Raw genomic sequence first — 20,597 nt, forward strand, 5'->3', positions numbered from 1 at the left:
GTCGACGCCATGAGGGCCGACAGTCGCATCACGCGATAGGTGCTTGAGCGATCTGCGCGCATGCCGAAGTTCCGGGACGACGACGCAAGGTCGTGAAAAGCGCGAGTGCGCGGGAAAGGCTCGAAAGGGCGCAAATCGTCGGGGAATGGCTTCGGCGCGGGCGAAGCGCCATGCGACAATGCTGGCTCCAAATATCCCAATGGCAATGACGAGCGGCATCCGGCGCCCGGTTCCCGGCGACGACCGCTCATTTCTCTATGGCAGATTCCGTAGCATCCCCGCAGTACAGACCCCGGCGCGTCGCTTCGAAGAAGCAGCGCGAGGGTGCCGTTTCCACCGAAACCGAAAACAAGCTGGCGCGCGCCGCGCGCTCGGCGCAACGCCTTGCGCAACTGAGCAGCGTCGCGCGCGACCACAGCACGCTCGACCTGTTTCCTGACGATCCGACCCGCGCGACGCTCGAGGCGATGAACATCGACGTCCGCCAAGGCACACTGCACGGCTTCGAATTACCGGACGTGGTGCTACAGGCGGTCGGCGCATTGGAACAACACGCGTCGCTCGACAAGGCGGCGCGCCGCGCACCGCGTGCGGCCAAGCTGGATGCGCCGGTGCCAGTGAACGAGCAGTTGAGCGGCTTTGGTGTGGAGCCGGTGATGGCGGCTGGCGCGCGCGCAAACGAAGGCGTGAACAGCACCCCCGACGCTGCCGCGCCGAACGCGGAGGCTAACGCCGACGCCAAACCCACGGCGACGCCGCGTGAGCCATCCGCGCCGCTCAGTTCGGCGATGGCCGCCGCGACCGTCGCGCGCAGCGTGACCGCGCTGCGCCAGGCGGCTGAAGCGGAGTCGGCAGCGACGGCGGGCGCAGGCAAGCCGCAGCAGCGTTTCGCCGCGACCTTCGCGAAAGCGGCGACGGCATCGCGCGACGCGGCCGCGGCTCCGGTTGCAACGTCCGCTGCAACCGACGGCAGTGGCGGGAGCCAGTCCACCGACGAGCCCGCGACGCGTACCCTGTCGGCCGCGACAGAGCCTATAACCGCGAAACAGGACGGCAAGCCCTCGACGGCCGCGCCGTTGACGACATCCTGGTCCGCGTCCGCAGACAACCACGCCGGCTTCGCCGCTTCGTGGCGTGACGCGGGCCGCATCGATGCGGCCGACACCGTGCTTCGCTCGGAGCCGGAACTCGACCTTGCGCGTGCCACCGCGTTCGCCGATACCGTCGATGCGCTCTACGGCGTGATCGCCGATCAACGCCGTGCCGCGACCGATCATTCGCGACGCATGAAATGGATGCTGTCGATCGTGGTCGGTGCGCTGCTGGCAACAGTGGCGATCGGCATTGCGCAGACGCTGCTGCTGATGCGCCTCACTCGCGAGACGACGGCTCAGCAACACCGCATCGAACAGATGATGCAGAACCAGCAGGCGGCGATGGTGAGTCTGCTCGACGCGCACACGGCGATGGTTGCGACGGCGACAGCGAATGCCGCCTCGACGCCCGCCGCGACGACTCCCACCGCGTCCCGACAGCCCGGCGCGATGCCGACGCACGCGAGACACGCCCGCGCTCCGCACGGCCGTCCGTCCAATCGCTGAATCGGGGCGTTGTTGCAATGCAACAAATCCGTGCTCAACGAGATGGCGACGGCCCGTCGCACGAAAATTTGCTGCATTGCACTAGCTTTTGCCTAGGGGAAACCCGTATAATCGCAACTAAGGGAAAACCTAGCAATGCAGTCACTAACCGGGAGTCGCCATGAGCTACATCTTTGCACTGTTCCAAAAGGTCAGCGACCTCTTTGCGTCGCCCCATCTGCCGCTGGATTCGGACTATTCGTACGCAGCGCGTGCGCGTGAAGCGGAGCGGGTGCGCCGCGCGCAGGCCACGCTGTTCGGCATCAAGCTGACGGATTAAGACCAGCAGCACCGTCCCGAGCGCGAGACAACGCGCCGGGCGCGCACCTCGGGTGCGCTTTCCACCGAGCCACTATTCGTGAAATACGAATCGTGGCTTTGTTTTTTTGGACGCCGTTATCGCGATGCACCATTTCGCAATCAGGGGGACATGTCAGCGCTCGGCACTCCTGGTCCGTCCGATTCCTTGCGAAATATTTCGGGCCAGAAATGAATGTAACCAGCGTTCACGTTGATTCAGCGAAGCAAATGAAGGCGTCGCCCCGTAAGCCTTGTTGAATGAGGCTCGAAAACGAATCCGGGCCTCCATCATCCGTCCCGATGTATGAAATACTCGCTTACAAGTGCTCACGTCTTCAGGCGACTCCGGCCACTAAGGTTGGTCTCAAGCGTGCGGCGTCTGGTTCGGCTCACAAGCGAAGCGAACGAAGCAAATCGCGTGACCCCAGCAAAACCCGGACGCCGGCCTGGAATAAAACTTTGACGGGAGGTCATCATGAAAACTTTTGGCAACGCATCGCGCTCGCTTATTGCAACGCTGCTCGCGGGCGGCGCACTCGTCGCGGCCGGTAGCGCATTCGCGCAAGAGCGCGTGATCATCGAAAACGGCCCGGCTCCGGTCGTACACGGTCAACCGCGCATGATGCCGGCGGGCGTGTCGATCAACACCGGCTGGCACGGCGATCGTTACTGGGACGGCCACCGCTACTGGGCGCACGACGAGTGGATGCGCCATCATCCGCGCGACTACGATCCGCACCACCGCGGCGACGATCGCGACGATCACCGGCCGCCGCCGCAGCGCTACTAATGCGCGCCTGACGGCGTGAGTCCACGAAGCCGGTCTGCCCTCACGGGAAGGCCGGCTTCGTCGCATTGGGTACAGTGCCTGCTTCTCCGCCGCTTTTCGCGCTAATTGACACACGAGTCGCAAGCGAAACCCAACCGAACCCCAAGCCACGTCATGTCTCACTACTTCTACGACCCCGCCGCCGGTCACGGCCTGCCGCATGATCCTTTCAAGGCGATCGTCGCGCCACGGCTGATCGGCTGGATTTCGTCGCGCAGTGCCGAAGGCACGCTCAATCTGGCGCCCTACAGCTTTTTCGGCGCGTTCGCGACTTTTCCGCCGATCATCGGTTTTTGCAGCGAGGGCCGCAAGGACAGCCTCGCCAACATCGAGGCGACCGGCGAATTCGTGTGGAATCTCGCCACCCGGCCGCTCGCCGAGCAGATGAACCGCTCGTCGGCGCCGGTCGCGCCGCACGTCGACGAGTTCGCACTGGCCGGGCTCACGCCCGCGCCGGGCCGCAACGTCGCGGTGCCGCACGTCGCCGAATCGCCGGCCGCGCTCGAATGCAAGCTGCTGCAGATCGTGCGTCTGCATGACGTCGACGGCAAGCCGATGGACAACTACCTTTCGCTCGGTCAGGTGGTCGGCGTGCATATCGACGACGCCTATCTGAAGGACGGCCTGTTCGACACGCACGCCGCGCAGCCGATCATGCGCGCGGGTTATCGCGCCGACTATGCGCAGATCGGCGAGATGTTCCAAATGATCCGGCCGACTGCCTGAACTCGCCCTCAATAGCTTCGCTGATTCGCTCCACTGGCCTGCTTGATGCTTGCAACCGGCGCTCCACCGCGCCGGTTGCGATGCCGGCTCACCTTCCTGGAGCGCGATCATGTCCACGCCATTCGCCACGCAGTTCAGCCATATCCGTCCGCACGACACGTCGTACGTGGGTCACGGTCTGCGCGATTTTTTCCTTTACCGTGATCTGGGGATAGCCGAGGCGACTGGCGGCAAGGTGCTCGCGCAACTCGTCAAGGCGAATCAGGCACCAGAGCAAGGCACCGGCTGGCACCGTCATGAGGCCGATTTCCACATTGTGATCATGCTGAAGGGCTGGGCTCGTTTCATGTACGGCCACAAGGAGACGCTCGTCGCGGCCGGCGATTGCGTGCATCAGGCGCCGGGCATCGTCCATTATCTGTTCGACTATTCGGAAGACATGGAGTACCTGGAGATCGTGTCGCCGGCCGATTTCAGATCGATCGACGCCGACCCGCCGTGCGCGGTGCCAGCTCCGGCGCCCTGGGCGTGACGCGACGATTTGATGGGACGGCGGGCGCTCAGCGCGTCGTGGGCGGCCGTCTGCGCGAGGACCGCGCGGGCGGTTTTGCCGCGGCGCCCCTGTTGCCGGTGCCGCTTCCGCCCCCGCTCCCGCTTGCGCGAGTTTCCACTTCCACCTCGACAACGGAGGCCGCAACTGGCGCGGCCGGCGTGACTTCCGCCGCGGTCGCCGCTGGCACCGGCTGGATCGGACGCGCGCGCGAACTGACGATCACCGCGCGCGGTTCGTTGTCGTAAATCACGGCCCGCACGCGCGGATAAATGTGCTGCTCCCAGCGACGTCCGCTGAACACGCCGTAGTGACCGACGCCCGTTTGCACATGATGCGTCTTCAGATACGGCCGCAGGCGCTCGCACATGTCCTGCGCGGCGAGCGTCTGACCGACCGCGCAGATATCGTCCCTTTCACCCTCAACGGTCAGCAGAGCGGTGCGACGTATGTTCGAGGGATCCACCAGATGCCCCTCCACTTCGAGCGTGCGCGACGGCAGCGCATGCTGCTGGAACACCGTGGCGACGGTTTCCAGATAGAAGTCGGCCGTCAGATCCATCGTCGCGAAGTATTCTTCGTAGAAGGTACGAATCGTATCGGCTTTCTGCGGATCGCCCTTGCCGCGCTCGTAGTACATCGTTTCGAACGAATCGGCGTGGCGTCCCGGATTCATCGACATGAACGCGGCCAGTTGCACGAAGCCCGGATAGACGCGACGCTGCGCACCGGCGAAGCCGAACGGCACCGCGCTGATCAGGTTGCGCTCGAACCACTCGATCGGCCGGCTCTTGGCCAGTTCGTTGACGCGCGTCGGATTGATCCGCGTGTCGATCGGGCCGGCCATCAGCGTCATGCTGGCCGGCTGCGCCGGATGATCGTCGGCGGCCATCAGCGCGACGGCGGCGAGCGCCGCGACGGTCGGCTGGCAAACCGCCAGCAGATGCGTGCCGGACCCGATCCGCGCGGTGAAGTCGATCACGTGGCGCACGAATTCGTCGAAGCCGAAGCGGCCTTCGCCGAGCGGTACGTCGCGCGGATTGTGCCAGTCGGTGATGTAGACGTCGTGCTCGGCCAGCATCGTGCGCACGGTCGCGCGCAGCAGCGTCGCGAAGTGGCCCGACATCGGCGCGATCATCAGCACGCGCGGCTGCGGCGTCGAAAGCACGGTGTCCTTGCGAAAATGCAGCAGCGAGCAGAACGGCGTGCGCGCGACGACTTCCTCGACCACCGCGACCGGCTCGCCTTCCGTGACGATGCTGTCGATGCCGAACGGCGGCCGCTTCGGCGTGAGTGCGCCGAGCATAAGCAGTTCGCAGGCCGCGCGCAGCGAGCGTCCGTGCGGCGTATCCGCGAATGCGGACCACGTATCGAGCGAACGGTTCGCCAGCGACGCGCCATGCCGCATCGGCAGCAGCATGTCGGCACAGGCCTGATAGCCGGAATAGGCGAACAGATTCATAACTTCACACGAATGCACCGGAAAGAAAGGAACCCGAATAAAAGCAAGTGATGCGCCAGGCCCTTGCGCGCGTTGCTTCGCGTGTGACTGCATTCGCAGCATATGCGCGGGCATCGGCATATCCCTTGCATGGGTAAGCGAAACGGGCCGGCCTTGCCGCGCTTTGGTGCCCTGACGCACGGCGGCGTGCATGGACCGGCCAGGCGCGGCGCGATGCCCGATCAGGAGGACACACGTATGGCGAATACCACGCTCACCATCAGCAGCAGGAATTATTCGTCGTGGTCGCTGCGCGGCTGGCTGCTGACGAAATTCAGCGGTTTGCCGTTCGAAGAGATCGTGGTACCGGTCGACGATCCCGCGACGCGCGCCGAACTGCTGCTGCTATCGCCGTCGATTCTCGTGCCGTGCCTCGCGCACGACGACGTCAAGGTCTGGGACACGCTGGCGATCGCCGAATATCTGAACGAAGTGAAGCCGAAAGCGGCGCTGTTGCCGCAGGAGGTCCGCGCTCGTGCGCATTGCCGCTCGATCTGCGGCGAGATGCATTCGGGGTTTGCGTCGTTGCGCTCGGCATTGCCGATGAATCTGAAGGCGCACTTCCCGGGCTTCAAGGTCTGGGCGCGCGCGCAATCCGATATCGAGCGAATCGTGACGATCTGGCGCGAATGCCTGAAGGAGTACGGCGGCCCGTTCCTGTTCGGCGAGCGTACCGCGGCGGACGCGATGTACGCGCCGGTGGTCACGCGTTTCGTGACCTATGACGTGCAACTCGATCCGCATATCGCCGAATACGGGGAGCGGATCATGGCGCTGCCCGAGATGCGTGAGTGGATAGCGCTCGCGCGTCAGGAGGTGGAGGAGATCGACGAACTCGACGTCGAGTTCTGAGCGCGGCGGCTGAAAGCGGGCGCAACAGGAAGGGTCTTCTTGCGTTGCTCAGCGCACCTGATCGACGGTTCGGCGGCGCGCGTTTCGCCATGTCCGCAGCAGCAGCGCATTCGTGACGACGCTGACGCTGGAAAACGCCATCGCCGCGCCCGCGAGCATCGGATTCAGCAAGCCGAACGCGGCCAGCGGAATGCCGATCAGGTTGTACACGAATGCCCAGAACAGGTTCTGCTGGATCTTGCGCCAGGTTCTGCGCGAGATGTCGATCGCGTCGGCGACGAGCGCCGGGTCGCCGCGCATCAGCGTGATGCCGGCGGCGTGCATGGCGACGTCGGTGCCGCTCGCCATCGCGATGCCGATGTCGGCGGCGGCGAGCGCGGGCGCGTCGTTGATGCCGTCGCCCGCCATCGCGACGATGCCGGCGTGGCGCATCTTCAGGTCGCGGATTACGCGGGCCTTGTCGTCGGGCAGCACCTCGGCGTGGAATTCATCGATGCCGAGCGCTCGCGCGACGCTCGCCGCACTGCCGCGGTTGTCGCCGGTGACGAGCACGCTGCGGATGCCCATCTGCGCGAGCCGCGCGACGGCCGCGCGCGCGCTCGGCTTCACCGTGTCGCCGAACGCGATCAGCGCGAGCGCTTCGGGGGCGTGAGGCGCGCGCGTCATCAGCCACGACACCGTGTTGCCGGCCGTTTCGAGTTCCTGCGCGCGGTCGGTGAGCGCGGTCGGCAGCGCGATGTCGAGCTCGCGCAGCCAGCGCGTGCTGCCGAGCGCGAGCGTGCGGCCGTCGACGTCGGCTTCGACGCCCCGGCCGGCGACAGCGCGAGCGGCGCTGGCGCTGAGCCCGCCACTGTCCGCGCCGGCCGTTTGCCCGAGTTGAGCTTCGTATGCGCGCACCACCGCCCGCGCCAGCGGATGATCGCTATGCCGCTGCACCGCCGCGGCGAGCGCGAGCGCTTCGTCGCGGCTCACGCCGCCGACCGGCTCGAACGCCGTTACGGATGGCTGGCCGAGTGTCAGCGTGCCGGTCTTGTCGAACGCGACGATCGACACGCGATGCGCGATCTCCAGCGCTTGCGCGTCCTTGATCAGCACGCCGTGGCGCGCGGCGACGCCGGTGCCGGCCATGATCGCGGCCGGCGTCGCGAGTCCGAGCGCGCACGGGCAGGCGATCACCAGCACCGCGACCGCGTTCAGGATCGCGGTTTCCCCGCTCGCGCCGGCAAGCAGCCAGCCGATCAGCGTCACTGCGGCGAGCGCGAGAATCGCCGGCACGAAGACTTCGCTGACGCGGTCGACGAGCCGCTGGATCGGCGCCTTCTCGGCCTGCGCGCTTTCGACGAGCCGGATGATGCGGGCGAGCGTCGTCTCCGCGCCGATCGCAGTGGTCGTCACGACGAGCGCGCCTTCGCCGTTGATCGAGCCGGCCGTGACGGCGTCGCCGGTCTGCTTCGGCACCGGCAGGCTTTCGCCGGTGATCAGCGCTTCGTCGATATGCGTGCGGCCTTCGAGCACCGCGCCGTCGACCGGCACGCGCTCGCCCGGCCGCACGATCACGACGGTGCCGACCCGCACTTGGGCGAGCGGCACCTCGCGTTCGCCGGCGCCGTCGCGGATGCGCGCGCGCTCGGGGCGCAGCGCGTTGAGCGCGCGGATCGCGTCGGTGGTCTGGCGCTTCGCGCGCGCCTCGAGCCATTTGCCGAAGCGCACCAGCGTAATCACGACCGCCGATGCCTCGAAGTACAGATGCATCGTATCGCCCGGATGCATCGCGAGTTCGTAGACGCTAATGCCGTACGCCGCCGATGTGCCGAGCGCGACCAGCAGGTCCATGTTGCCCGCGCCAGCGCGCACCGCGCGCCAGGCGGCGCGATAGAAGCGCGCGCCGAACACGAACTGCACGATCGACGCGAGTACGAACTGCGGCCACGGCGGCAGCATCGCGTGGAGGCCGAACCATTCGCCGAACATCGGTGCGACGAGCGGCAGCGTCAGCAGCGCGGACGCGACGACGCTCGCGAGCTCGCGGCGGGTTTGTGTCTGCTTGCGGTCGACGGCGCGGCTGTGCGTCGTGTCGAGGATGCCGCCGACGTAGCCGGTCGGGGCGGTGGCTGCCGCCGCATCGGCAGGGGCGACAGGAGCGGGCGGCGCGCTTAGCGTCGCTTCGTAGCCGGCTTTCCTGACGGCGGCGATCAGCGCGCTGGCATCGGCGGATGCGGTGCTTTGCGGATGAACGGTGGCGGTTTCGGTCGCCAGATTGACCGACGCGCGCGCGACGCCAGGCAACTTCGCGAGCGCTTTTTCGACGCGCAACGCGCAGGCGGCGCAGGTCATGCCGCCGATCGCCAGTTCAGTGGTTCGCGGCGTGGCGGCGAGTGTCGCGGCTTGCGTCACGGTTTGCGTCGCGGTTTGCGCGGCCATATCGGCGTTCGCGACCGGCGTCGCTTCGTATCCGGCCTTGCGCACGGCATCGGCCAGTTGCTGAGGCCCGAGCGTCGCGTCGCTTTCGACGCGGGCGCGTTCGGTCGCGAGATTCACTGACGCGCGCGCCACTCCCGGCAGCCTGGTCAGCGCTTTTTCGACGCGGCTCGCGCACGATGCACAAGTCATCCCGTCGATCTCGAGTTCGACGACGCACGTGGGCGAAGAGGAGGCGGCAGCGTCGGCGGGGTGCTGCGGGTTGGCAAGTTCGGTCATGGCAGGCGAGGCTCGTGGCGGCATTGGACCGCATCGTCAATCGAGTATCGACCTTCCCATGACGGGAAGGTCAAGGCCGGATGATGCGGCTGCCGTCAAAACGCCGGCGGTGCATCGAGCATTGCCTGTCCCACCGCCTTCTGTTGATCGCTGTCGCGCGCGAGCAGCGTTTGCGCCGCGCCGCGCCGGTCTTCCGCCACCTTGTTTTGCCCTAGCTTCCATTTACCGACGAGCCGCGTCACCTCGATTTCGATACCGACGATCGCGCCGAGCATCTGCGCGATATAGTCGGCCGGCGCGTCGCCGATCTTCCAGGGCACCGGCTCGCCGGCTTCCATCTTGCGCGTGAGTCGCGCGACGAGGCCGCGCACGAACGATTCATCGTCGTGCACCACAATCCTGCCATGCGCATGCACGACCATATAGTTGTAGGTCGGCACCTGCTGGTGCGTTTCGTGTTTGCTCGGGTACCAGGTCGGCGAAATATAGGCGGTCGGCCCCTGGAAGATCACGAGCGCTTCGGGATGGGTCGCGGCTTCCTGCCAGACCGGGTTTGCCCGCGCGACGTGCGCACGCAGCACCAGACGTGACGAATCCGCCGCGTCCGCCTGCGCCTCGAACGGCACATGATTCGCGTCGAGCCCATTGGGGCCGTTCGTGATCAGCGCGCCGAACGGCTGCTCGGCGATCAGGCGGTGAAGAACCTCTGGACGGTTCTCTTCGAAATGGGCGGGCGTGTACATTGAAGCGCTCCGAATGCAGGACGACGAAACAGTGGGGGCGATTCGGCAAGCTGGCGGATCGCGCTGCCAGCCACAATTCCTGCCTTGTGCTTGCCCGGTTAGCAAGGATACGATACAACGCGATGTTGTCGGAATCGCAATCCGCGGAATCGCTGCGCAGTGTTTCGGGAGAACCGCGCATGCACCTGGCGCTGCACACCGGCATTTCCCATAGGACTGCACGTTCCGCACTCTGAACGAATGATAAAAAATCGCCGAGAACTGTTTTTACTTCAACGAACCTGCGCATCGCTCGCGGGTCTCGCACTGCTGGCCAGCTGCACGTCGACCCCCACCGCGACGCGACAAAGCACCGGCTGGATCAAGGACGAAGTCGCCGACTCGTACGTCTTCGGCTATCCGCTCGTGCTGATGAGCGCCGCGCGCGATGCGGCGGTCGGCACCGAGCCGGGCCAGGCGCCTGTCAACACGCTGCGTCACACGCAGGCGCTGCCGCCGATCGGCGCGACCAATCCGCCGCAGCCTGGCCTCGACACGCTCGACTCGACCGGCTGGCTTGACCTTGCCGCCGAGCCGGTGATCCTGGCGCTACCCGACTCGCATGGCCGTTACGTCGATGCGCGCGTGCTCGACATGTGGACCAACGTCGCGTGGTCGACCGGGCCGCAGTTCGCCACGGGCACGAGCGCCGCGAAAGGTCCGCGCGCGCAGACGATCGCGTTCGTCGCACCAGGCTGGAAAGGCGAGTTGCCGAAGGGCGCGACGCGCGTGGAAGTGCCGACCCGCAACGCATGGATCAGTGTGCGCATCCAGTCGAACGGCGCGCGCGATCTGAACGCGGTGCGCAAGCTGCAACACGCGATCCGTCTGCAGCCGCTGAGCGTGTTCGTCGGCGATGTGCAGCCGGCGGTGCCGACGCGCGGTTACGCAAGCGGCGTCGCGGGCGCGAGCGGCACGCCGGCGCAGCAGGTCGCCGCGCTCGACGCGAGCGGCTTCTTCGGCCGTCTTGCCGACGAGTTGCCCGACAATCCGCCGGCACCGGCCGATCCGCACGCGCTCAAATTCCTCGCCGACCTCGGCGTCATTCCGGGCGATCCAGTGACGCTGCCGAAGTCTTCCGATGCGCTAGCGGCCGGTCTTGCCGACGGTCGCGATCGCGTCGCGACACCGCCATCGAATCTGCTGAGCGCGAACGGCTGGAGCTGGTTCGGCGACGCCGTCGGCAACTATGGTCCCGACTATGGGCTGCGCGCGTACGCGGCCAGCATGCAGTTGGGCATCGGTACGAAGGACGACGAAGTACGAGCGGTCGTCACGCAGGACAGCGACGGCAACACGCTGAACGGCGCGAATCGCTACGTGATCCACTTCGCGGCGAACCGGTTGCCGCCGGTGCACGGCTTCTGGACGATCACCGCATACACGAAGGATGGCGCGCTGAGCGCGAATGCGCCGGCGCGGCTCGCGGTCGGCGATCGCAATGGCGCGCGCCGCAATCGCGATGGTTCGCTCGACGTGGTCGTGTCGTCGACGCGCAGCCGGACCGGCAATTGGCTGCCGGCACCGCGCGCGGACATGCAGCTGGTGCTGCGCCTGTATGCGCCGAAGCCGCAAGCCACCGACGGCAGCTGGCAGCCGCCGCCGGTCGTGCGGCAATGATGTGAACGGCGCGCGGGCAAACCGCGCGCCGTCCGGTGTCGTTATCTAACGCTCGCGAAAATCTCCATCGCAGAAGTGCGAATCGGTCAGCAGCACGAATCGTCAGATAGGGCCTGACATTCCTGTCTAACCATTGATTCACGACTTATACTGCCGCTTGCGGGATTTCTGTTTTTTCGCGGCGGGCTTGCCGCCGCATTCCTCCAGATCGAGCATGGCAAGCCTCAATAAAGCATCGTTAGTCTCCTCCATGCAGACCGTGCGAGCCGTCGCGCAGTCGCACCGTACCCGACGGATTCTCGTGGGTCTGCTGATCTTCGTCGTCGTGTTCGGCCTGCTCGGCTTTTTCGCGGCGCCGCCACTGATTCGCCACATCGCGAGCCAGCAACTGAGCAAGCAGCTCGACCGGCCCGCGTCGATCGACCGGATCGCGCTCAATCCGTACACACTGCGTTTCGAGGCCGATAACGTGCATATCGGCGAGCGCGGCGGCGCGGGGGACTTCGTCGATATTTCGCGGCTCATCGTGAAGCCGTCGTGGAGTTCGCTGTTTCGCGGCGCGCCGATCGTCGACGAAGTGCAGGTCGATTCGCCGCGCCTTCTTATCGTTCGCCACGATGCGCAGCACTTCAATTTCAGCGACCTGATCGAAAAGTTCGCGAATCAGCCGGCAAAACCGAACAGCAAGCCGACACAGTTCGCCGTCTCCAACATTCGCATCGAAAACGGCCAGATCAGGTTCGACGACCGCCTGCTCGGCACGAGCCACGTGATCGATCAATGGAAGCTCGGCATCCCGTTCATCGCGACTCTGCCGTCGAAGACCGATATCTTCGTCGAGCCGCTGCTGCGCGCGCGCATCGACGGCGACAGTCAGCTCGCGATCGACGGCAGGACCAAGCCGTTCGCGGCGTCGCGCGAGTCGGAAGTGTCGCTGCGCTTCGACGAGCTCGACGTGCCGAAGCTGGTGTCCTACGCGCCGTCGAAGCTGCCGGTGATCGTGCAGTCGGGCAAGCTGTCCACCGACCTGAAGCTGAACTTCGAGATGTCGAACGACACGCCGTCGCTGCGCGTCGCCGGCACCGTCGATCTGAACGACGTCAACGTGCAGGATCAAGGCAAGGCGCCGTTTTTCGCGGCGCGCGCCGTGCATGTGGCGGCGGCATCGCTCGAACCGTTGAAGAGCGTCTATCACTTCGACGATATCCGCATCGACGCGCCGAGCGCGAGTCTCGCGCGCGACAAGGACGGCGTATTGAGCGTCGAGCATATGTTCGCGTCCGCGGCGAAAAAAACGGCGGCACAAGAAGCGGCGGTTGCGAATGCCAACGCCAAAACAGCCGCCGCCAAAGCGGTCCCGCCGTTCGACGTCGCGATCAAACGTTTCACACTCGACGACGGCACGGTGAACGTGCACGACGAAGCCGTGTCGCATCCAGTCGAAACCGGTCTGCAAAACCTCGCCGTCACGCTGACCGATTTCTCGACGCTCGCATCGACGCCCGCGCACTACACGCTGAACACGAACCTGAAGGACGGCGCGGGTTCGCTCGCGGCCGACGGCACGGTCGGCCTCGCGACGAAGACGGCGAGCGTGAAGCTCGACCTGAAGTCGCTGAAGCTGCCGCCGTTGCAGCCGTATCTCGACACCGCGATGTCCGCACAGGTGCGCGACGGCGCGCTGTCCGCGACGACGAATATCGACGCGAACTGGTCGAAGTCGCCGATGGCGCTGACGGTCGCGGACACGCAACTGGGCATGCAGGCGGTGAAGCTCGCGGCGCGCGGCGATAAGACGCCGGTGGTCGCGCTCGCGCAGGGCAACGTGGTGGTCAAGCAGGTCGACGTCGCGGCGCGCACGGCCGACGTGACGAGCGTCGACGTAACTGGCCTCGCGCTCGACGCGCAGCGCCTGAAGGACGGCAGCATCAATCTGAGCGCGCTCGCGGAGGCGCATCAACAGGCGACAGAGCGAACGGCGATTCACGCGGCGAAGAAAGCGCACGAAGAGGGCCCCGCATGGCGCTACAAGATCGGCGAATTGACGCTCAAAGACGCGACCGCCGATTTCACCGACAACACCACGCCGCAACCGGTCAAACTGAGCTTTACGCCGGTGCAGCTCAAGGTGCGGCAGATCAGCGACGACCTGAGCCGTCCGCTGCCGGTCGACCTGCAAGCGACGTTGAACAAAAAGGGCACGCTCGCCGTGAAGGGCGACGTGACCGCGACGCCGCTGAAGCTGGCGGTCAAGATCAACGCAAACCAGCTCGACGCGGCCGCGTTCGAGCCGTACTTCGGCAGCAACCTGAACGCGACGCTCGCGAGCGCGCTGCTGAATGCCAACGGCGATCTTGCGGTCACCCAGGCGAAGTCGCTGAAAGCGAACTATCGCGGCGACATGGCGCTCGTCGCCGTGCGCTTGATCGATAAGGTGACGTCGGCCCCGTTCGCGGGCTGGGGCTCGCTCGCGCTGTCGAACCTGAAGGCCGACTACGACGAGCACGGCACCGTGGTCGACACGGGCCGTGTGACGTTCTCGAAGTTCTATGGACGTGTGCTGCTCGACCCGCAAGGCAAGCTGAACCTGAAGGATGTGGTCGCGCACGAGGGCGGCACGCCCCCGATTCCGCTGACACCGCCGGCGGTCTCGGAAGCAGTCGCGGCATCGGCGCCGGTCGCGGCATCCGCTGCAACGCCGGGCAAGGCTGCCGCCACACCTATGGCCACGGCCAAGGCCGCGACGCCGCCGCACAGCCCGGTCAAGCTGCACTTCGGGCAACTGGTGTTGCAACAGGGCCGCGTCACCTACACCGACAACTTCGTCAAGCCGAACTACACGGCGAATCTGGTCGCCATCCAGGGCACGATCGGCGCGTTCGGTACGGAATCAACGACGCCCGCGCCGGTCGACGTCGCCGCGAAGCTCGCGGCCAACGGTCCCCTGACGATCCGCGGCACCGTCAATCCGCTGATCGCGAAACCGGCGCTCGATCTGACCGCGACCGCGCACGATATCGAGCTGACGAACCTGACGCCGTATTCGGCGAAGTACGCCGGCTATCCGATCACGAAGGGCAAGCTCAACGTCGATCTGCATTACAAGCTCGAGAACGACCAACTGAACGCGAACAACCACCTGTTCATCGATCAGCTGACGTTCGGCGATCACGTCGACAACGACACAGCGACCAAGCTGCCGGTGCGTTTCGCGATCTCGCTGCTGAAGAACTCGCGGGGCGAGATCGACGTGAACCTGCCGGTGTCGGGCTCGCTGTCGAACCCCGAGTTCAGCATCGGCGGGCTGATCTGGCATGCGGTGCTCAGTCTGCTCGAAAAGGCGGTGACCGCGCCGTTCTCGCTGATCGCGCACGCGTTCGGCGGCAATGGCGAGGAACTCGGCTACGTCGAATTCGAGGCAGGCTCGGCCACGCTCACCGACGCCGACAAGCAGAAGCTCGACACGATCGTGAAGGCGCTCGCCGACAAGCCGTCGATCCGCATGGACCTGATCGGACGCGTCGATCCGAAGGTCGATGAGCCGGCGCTGCGCACGCGGTACGTCGATCAGATGGTCAAGCGGCAGAAGATCAAGGACGCGGTCGGCAACGGCGAGAGCGTCGATCTGTCGACGGTCACGGTCGATCAGCAGGAGTACGACAAATATCTGACCAAGGCCTACAAGTCCTCCGACTTCAAGAAGCCGCGCAACTTCATCGGCATGACGAAGACGCTGCCCGACGACGACATGAAGGGCGCGCTCGCGGCCAACGCACCGATCGACGACGCGAGCCTGCGGCAACTCGCGCAGCAACGCGCGCAGAGCGTGCAACAGTACCTGCAAGGCAAGGTCGACAGCAGCCGTGTGTTTATCGTCGCGCCGAAGATGAATGCCGACGACATCAAGGACAAGGGTGCGACGACGCGGGTCGATTTCGGCTTGAAGTGAGGGGTGATTGCATTGCGCGAGCCGTGACGTGAGCCGAAAAAAAAGCCCGACCTGAGGTCGGGCTTCAAAGTCGGCTGCGCCCTCCACAGGACGCAGCCCCTGCAAAACGGCCAGGCTGTATGCGTTGCCTCCGGGCTTAAGCAGCCAGCAGCGAGCGCAGCACGAACGGCAGAATCCCGCCGTGCTTGTAGTAGTCGACTTCGATCGGCGTGTCGATACGCAGCAGCACCGGAACCCGCTTGTCGCCGTCCTTGCCGTGGATCACGAGTGTGACTTCCTGTTGCGGCTTGAAGTCGTCGCCGAGGCCTTCGATGTCGTAAGTTTCTTCGCCGGTGATGCCGAGCGACTGCACACTATCGGAGCCCTTGAACTGCAGCGGCAAAACGCCCATGCCGACGAGGTTCGAACGGTGGATCCGCTCGAAGCTGCGTGCGACCACGGCCCTCACGCCCAGCAGTTGCGTACCCTTGGCCGCCCAGTCGCGCGACGAACCCGTGCCGTACTCTTCGCCCGCGAACACGATGGTCGGCGTGTCGGCGTCGATGTACTTCATTGCCGCGTCGTAAATCGACAGCTGTTCGCCGCTCGGCTGGTGAATCGTCAGGCCGCCTTCGACGCGCGAGCCATCCGCTTTCGCCGGGATCATCAGGTTCTTGATGCGCACGTTCGCGAACGTGCCGCGCATCATCACGTCGTGGTTGCCGCGGCGCGAGCCGTAGCTGTTGAAGTCGGCCTTCTGCACGCCGTTTTCCTTCAGCCAGCGGCCTGCCGGCGAGTCTTCCTTGATCGAGCCTGCCGGGCTGATGTGGTCGGTCGTGACCGAGTCACCGAAGATGCCCAGTGCGCGTGCGCCCTTGACCGGCGCGATGCTGGAAGCCGGCGTCATCGAGAAGTCCTTGCCGAAGAACGGCGGCTCGGCGATGTAGGTCGACTTCGGCCAGTCGTAGACCTGACCTACTTCGCCCTCGATCTTGCTCCACAGGTCGCCCTTCTTCGTGAGCTGGGAGTAGTTCTTGCGGAACGCGTCGGCATCCAGCGCGTACTTCAGCAGCGCGTTGACTTCTTCGCTGGTCGGCCAGATGTCACCGAGGTAGATGTCCTTGCCGCTCTTGCCCTTGCCGACCGGCTCGGTCATCAGGTCGCGCGTGATGTTGCCGGCGATCGCGTACGCGACGACGAGCGGCGGCGACGCGAGGAAGTTCGCGCGAATGTTCGGGTGAATGCGCGCTTCGAAGTTACGGTTGCCCGACAGCACCGCTGCCGCGACGATGTCGTTCTTCGTGATCGCTTCGTTCAGTTCCGGCGTCAGGTCACCCGAGTTACCGATACAGGTCGTGCAGCCGTAAGCGGCCAGCGTGAAACCGAGCTTGTCGAGGTACTTCAGCAGGTCGGTTTTCGTCAGGTACTCGGTGACGATGCGCGAGCCCGGAGCGAGCGAAGTCTTGATGTGCGGAGCGACCGTCAGGCCAGCCTCGACAGCCTTCTTCGCGAGCAGACCGGCGGCCAGCAGCACGCTCGGGTTCGACGTGTTCGTGCACGACGTGATCGCGGCGATCAGCACGTCGCCGTTCTTGACGTCGACGCCGTTGCTGGTCGTGTATTGCGCGTCGAGATCGGCGGCCTTCTTCGCAAAGCCGTTTTCAGCGACCGGCTTCGAGAACAGGTCCGTGAAGGTCGACTTCACGTGGCCGATCTCGATGCGGTCCTGCGGACGCTTCGGGCCTGCCAGCGACGGCGCGACCGTGGCGAGATCCAGCGTGACGACCTTCGTGTAGTCGATGTCGCCTTCGCCCGGAATGCCGAACAGCTGCTGCGCCTTGAAGTAGTTTTCAAACGCGGAGATTTCCGCGTCCGTGCGGCCCGTGCCGCGGAAGAAGTCGATGGTTTTTTCGTCGACCGGGAAGAAGCCCATTGTTGCGCCGTATTCCGGCGCCATGTTGCCGATCGTCGCACGGTCCGGCACCGACAGCGAGCGCGTGCCTTTGCCGAAGAACTCGACGAACTTGCCGACGACCTTCTCCTTGCGCAGCAGTTCGGTGATCGTCAGCACGAGGTCGGTCGCCGTCACGCCTTCGATCAGCTTGCCCTTCAGGTGCACACCGACGACGTCCGGCGTCAGGAAGTACACCGGCTGGCCGAGCATGCCTGCTTCGGCTTCGATCCCGCCCACGCCCCAGCCGACCACGCCGATGCCGTTGATCATCGTCGTGTGGCTGTCCGTGCCGACCAGCGAATCCGGGTAGTACACGGTGTCCGCGCCATCGGCCTTCTTGTGCACGCCGCGCGCGAGGTATTCGAGGTTCACCTGGTGAACGATGCCGACGCCCGGCGGCACGACCTTAAACGTGTCGAACGCCTGCATGCCCCACTTCATGAACTGGTAGCGCTCATTGTTGCGCTGGAATTCCAGCTTCATGTTCAGGTCGAGCGCGTTCTTCTCGCGGAAGTGGTCGACCTGTACCGAGTGGTCGACGACGAGATCGACCGGGACGAGCGGCTCGATCGATTTCGGGTCTTTGCCGACGGCCTTCGCGACGCCGCGCATCGCGGCGATGTCGGCGAGCAGCGGCACGCCGGTGAAGTCCTGCAGCACGACGCGCGACACGACGAACGGAATTTCGTCGACCCGCGCGGCGGTCGGCTTCCAGTTCGCGAGTTGCTTGATGTGTTCTTCGCCGACCTTCTTGCCGTCGTAGTTGCGCAGCACCGATTCCAGCACGATTCGGATCGAGACCGGCAGGCGGTCGATCTTGAGGTTCAGTGCCTTGCCGAGTTGCGGCAGGGAGTAGAACTTGCCTTTGCCGGAACCGCTGTCGAATTCCTTGAGCGTTTTGTGGAGGTTGTGGGCCATGGTGTTTTCCTTGGTTTGGATCGCGGAACTACAGTACTCAACCTAGATGACGTACAGATCAACGTATTCATTGACCGGCGTCGCTTCGAGCTTGGCCTGGTCGAGCGATACGTCGAGAATCGCCAGTTGCTGCTTAACCGGAAAGCGCCGCGCGAGGTTGGTCTTGAACTTCTCGACCAGCAACGGAATACCGCTTTCACGACGGCGCTTGTGACCGATCGGGTATTCGACTACGACTTCACCAAACTTCGACCCGTCGTTGAATTCGATCGTCAGTGCGTTGGCGATCGAACGTTTGTCCGGGTCGTGATAATCCTTCGTGAACTGCGCGTCTTCGACGCATTCCATCTTCGCGCGCAACGCATCGATACGCGCATCTTGCGCAACCCGATCTTCGTAATCGGCAGCCGTCAGACGGCCGAAAATCAGCGGCACCGCGATCATGTACTGGATGCAATGATCACGGTCGGCCGGATTGTTCAGGGGTCCCTTTTTATCGATGATGCGAATCGCGGCTTCGTGCGTGCGAATCGTGATGCGGCGAATGTCGTCGACGCGCCGGCCCTGCGCGGCGAGCTGCGCATGCAGCGCGAGCGCGGCTTCCACGGCGGTTTGCGCATGGAACTCGGCTGGAAACGAGATCTTGAAGAGGACGTTTTCCATCACGTACGAGCCGTACGGACGCTGGAACCGGAACGCCTTGCCGTTGAACAGCACGTCGTAGAAGCCCCACGTTTTCGCGCTGAGCACCGACGGATAGCCCATCTCGCCGGTCTTCGATATCAGCGCGAGGCGCACGGCGCGCGAGGTCGCGTCGCCGGCGGCCCACGATTTGCGTGACCCGGTGTTCGGCGCATGGCGATAGGTGCGCAGCGCCTGCCCATCGACGAGCGCCTGCGATACCGCGTTGATCAGCTCGTCGCGCGTGAGGCCGATCAGCTGGCCGACCACCGCGGTCGACGCAAGCTTGACGAGCAGCACATGATCGAGCCCGACCTGGTTGAACGAGTTCTGGAGCGCGATGCAGCCTTGAATTTCGTGCGCCTTGACCATTGCGATCAGGACGTTTTTCATCGTCAGCGGCGCTTTGCCCGCTGCGACGGCGGTGCGCGAGAGCCAGTCGGCCGTCGCGAGAATGCCGCCGAGGTTATCCGACGGATGACCCCATTCTGCGGCCAGCCAGGTGTCGTTGAAATCGAGCCAGCGGATCATCGCGCCGATGTTGAAGGCGGCCTGAACCGGGTCCAGCTGGAACGAAGTGCCCGGCACCTTTGCGCCGTTGGGGACGATCGTGCCTGCCACGATCGGTCCCATCAGCTTGGTGCAGGCTGGGTAGGTAAGCGCCTCGAGTCCGCAACCGAGCGTGTCGATCAGGCAATGACGCGCGGTTTCCAGCGCGAGCGCGCTGTCGATCCGGTAGTCCAGCACGTAGTCGACGATATCGACCAGGACGGCGTCCGGGGCGGGTCGTACGTTGGAGATCGGGGCGGACATCGGGGGCTTCCCTGGCGGCGAGAATCAGTTGCCGGTCTTGTTGATCGCGTTCGATTGCGTTGGAGCCGGCGCGCCCTGTTCCATGGCGACCGTCTTGCACTCGTCGGCGAGACGCGAGCTGTCCTTGTCCTGGAACAGCATGGCCTTTGTCGGGATCACGACGAGGTCCATACCGGTTGCCGCGTCGTGGAAGCGATCGGCGCCCGTCGTGGTCGTTTCGCGCGGCAGGCTGTAGTTCTTGTTCGCCCAGTGAACCGTGACGATCTGGTCACGCTTCATGTCGCCTTTCATTTCGAAAGCAAGGCCGTCCTTGCACGACCACTTTTCGGCGCCTTCCGGGATCGGATCGAGCTTCGCTTCCTTCTCCGGATTCGGCTTGCGCTTGATCAGCCGGCGCGGCTCCGGTCGCTTGGCGACAGCCTTGGTGGCCGGCTTCTTCGTGGTGGTGGCCGTGTCCGCAGCAGCGGCGTCAGTCGCGACGGACAGCATCGTCGTGGACAGGGCGCCAATCATGGCGGCGATCATCAGCTTTTTCATGGAGAAAACCTTTCTATCTGAAATCAGTTAAACAGTGCGCGGACGACCGGTCCGGCGGCCGCGCGGGTTGAACTGCACGCGCTGTGGAGCGCACAGCGACCGCTATTTTCTCCTATTTAGCGGCACGTACTTCAAATTCTCGGGTCCGGTGTAATTCGCGCTCGGCCGGATGATCTTGTTGTCGACGCGCTGCTCGATGATGTGCGCGCTCCATCCTGCCGTGCGCGAGATCACGAACAGCGGCGTGAACATCGCGGTCGGCACGCCCA

Annotated in this window: 15 protein-coding genes; 8 read left to right on the forward strand and 7 right to left on the reverse strand. The window is 65.0% G+C overall.

Going from position 1 to position 20,597, the window contains the following annotated elements; translation table 11 throughout:
• Positions 1-257: 257 nt before the first annotated feature.
• The 5 genes from F6X42_RS17840 to F6X42_RS17860 all read left to right on the forward strand — a co-directional run bounded on the left by F6X42_RS17840 (position 258) and on the right by F6X42_RS17860 (position 4,027).
• On the forward strand, positions 258-1,601 hold the full coding sequence (locus tag F6X42_RS17840; RefSeq protein ID WP_187635486.1) for a hypothetical protein: 1,344 nt from the start codon (positions 258-260) through the stop codon (positions 1,599-1,601).
• A gap of 160 nt (positions 1,602-1,761) precedes the next feature.
• Positions 1,762-1,920, forward strand: a complete 159-nt coding sequence (locus tag F6X42_RS17845) for a hypothetical protein (protein ID WP_162842048.1) — start codon at positions 1,762-1,764, stop codon at positions 1,918-1,920.
• 495 nt (positions 1,921-2,415) lie between these two features.
• Positions 2,416-2,730, forward strand: a complete 315-nt coding sequence (locus tag F6X42_RS17850) for a hypothetical protein (RefSeq protein WP_187635487.1) — start codon at positions 2,416-2,418, stop codon at positions 2,728-2,730.
• Positions 2,731-2,883: 153 nt separating this feature from the next.
• Entirely contained in the window at positions 2,884-3,495 is a 612-nt protein-coding gene (locus tag F6X42_RS17855; RefSeq protein WP_187635488.1) for a flavin reductase family protein, read from the forward strand.
• A gap of 109 nt (positions 3,496-3,604) precedes the next feature.
• Positions 3,605-4,027, forward strand: coding sequence for a cupin domain-containing protein (locus F6X42_RS17860; protein ID WP_187635489.1), 423 nt, complete (start codon positions 3,605-3,607; stop codon positions 4,025-4,027).
• Between the two features lie 28 nt (positions 4,028-4,055).
• Here the strand turns inward: F6X42_RS17860 and F6X42_RS17865 are convergent, their stop codons facing one another.
• The gene (locus F6X42_RS17865) at positions 4,056-5,507 is read right to left on the reverse strand and encodes a polyhydroxyalkanoate depolymerase (protein ID WP_187635490.1); all 1,452 of its coding nucleotides are present in this window, start codon (positions 5,505-5,507) and stop codon (positions 4,056-4,058) included.
• A gap of 237 nt (positions 5,508-5,744) precedes the next feature.
• On the opposite strand from F6X42_RS17865, the gene F6X42_RS17870 reads away from it, so the two are divergent.
• Positions 5,745-6,398, forward strand: a complete 654-nt coding sequence (locus tag F6X42_RS17870) for a glutathione S-transferase family protein (RefSeq protein ID WP_187635507.1) — start codon at positions 5,745-5,747, stop codon at positions 6,396-6,398.
• Between the two features lie 48 nt (positions 6,399-6,446).
• Here the strand turns inward: F6X42_RS17870 and F6X42_RS17875 are convergent, their stop codons facing one another.
• Both F6X42_RS17875 and F6X42_RS17880 read right to left on the reverse strand, forming a co-directional pair.
• A complete protein-coding gene (locus F6X42_RS17875; protein WP_187635491.1) occupies positions 6,447-9,095 on the reverse strand; it encodes a heavy metal translocating P-type ATPase in 2,649 nt (882 codons plus the stop codon).
• Between the two features lie 95 nt (positions 9,096-9,190).
• Complete coding sequence (locus tag F6X42_RS17880) at positions 9,191-9,838, reverse strand: FMN-binding negative transcriptional regulator (RefSeq protein ID WP_187635492.1); 648 nt, start codon at positions 9,836-9,838, stop codon at positions 9,191-9,193.
• A gap of 240 nt (positions 9,839-10,078) precedes the next feature.
• On the opposite strand from F6X42_RS17880, the gene F6X42_RS17885 reads away from it, so the two are divergent.
• The gene (locus F6X42_RS17885; RefSeq protein WP_187635493.1) at positions 10,079-11,497 is read left to right on the forward strand and encodes a DUF1254 domain-containing protein; all 1,419 of its coding nucleotides are present in this window, start codon (positions 10,079-10,081) and stop codon (positions 11,495-11,497) included.
• A gap of 214 nt (positions 11,498-11,711) precedes the next feature.
• A complete protein-coding gene (locus tag F6X42_RS17890) occupies positions 11,712-15,446 on the forward strand; it encodes a DUF748 domain-containing protein (RefSeq protein ID WP_187635494.1) in 3,735 nt (1,244 codons plus the stop codon).
• Between the two features lie 136 nt (positions 15,447-15,582).
• On the opposite strand, the gene acnA is transcribed toward F6X42_RS17890, so the two are convergent.
• From acnA to F6X42_RS17910, 4 genes are all read right to left on the reverse strand, one after another.
• Positions 15,583-18,297 (reverse strand): aconitate hydratase AcnA, encoded by a 2,715-nt coding sequence (acnA, locus tag F6X42_RS17895; protein ID WP_187635495.1) that lies wholly within the window; start codon positions 18,295-18,297, stop codon positions 15,583-15,585.
• Between the two features lie 42 nt (positions 18,298-18,339).
• On the reverse strand, positions 18,340-19,791 hold the full coding sequence (locus F6X42_RS17900) for a bifunctional 2-methylcitrate dehydratase/aconitate hydratase (protein WP_187635496.1): 1,452 nt from the start codon (positions 19,789-19,791) through the stop codon (positions 18,340-18,342).
• Positions 19,792-19,815: 24 nt separating this feature from the next.
• On the reverse strand, positions 19,816-20,328 hold the full coding sequence (locus tag F6X42_RS17905) for a hypothetical protein (RefSeq protein WP_187635497.1): 513 nt from the start codon (positions 20,326-20,328) through the stop codon (positions 19,816-19,818).
• A gap of 102 nt (positions 20,329-20,430) precedes the next feature.
• A partial coding sequence (locus F6X42_RS17910) for a citrate/2-methylcitrate synthase (protein WP_281393988.1) occupies positions 20,431-20,597 on the reverse strand: 167 nt, incomplete at its 5' end.

The sequence above is a fragment of the Paraburkholderia podalyriae genome (assembly GCF_014397785.1).
GTDB lineage: Bacteria > Pseudomonadota > Gammaproteobacteria > Burkholderiales > Burkholderiaceae > Paraburkholderia > Paraburkholderia podalyriae.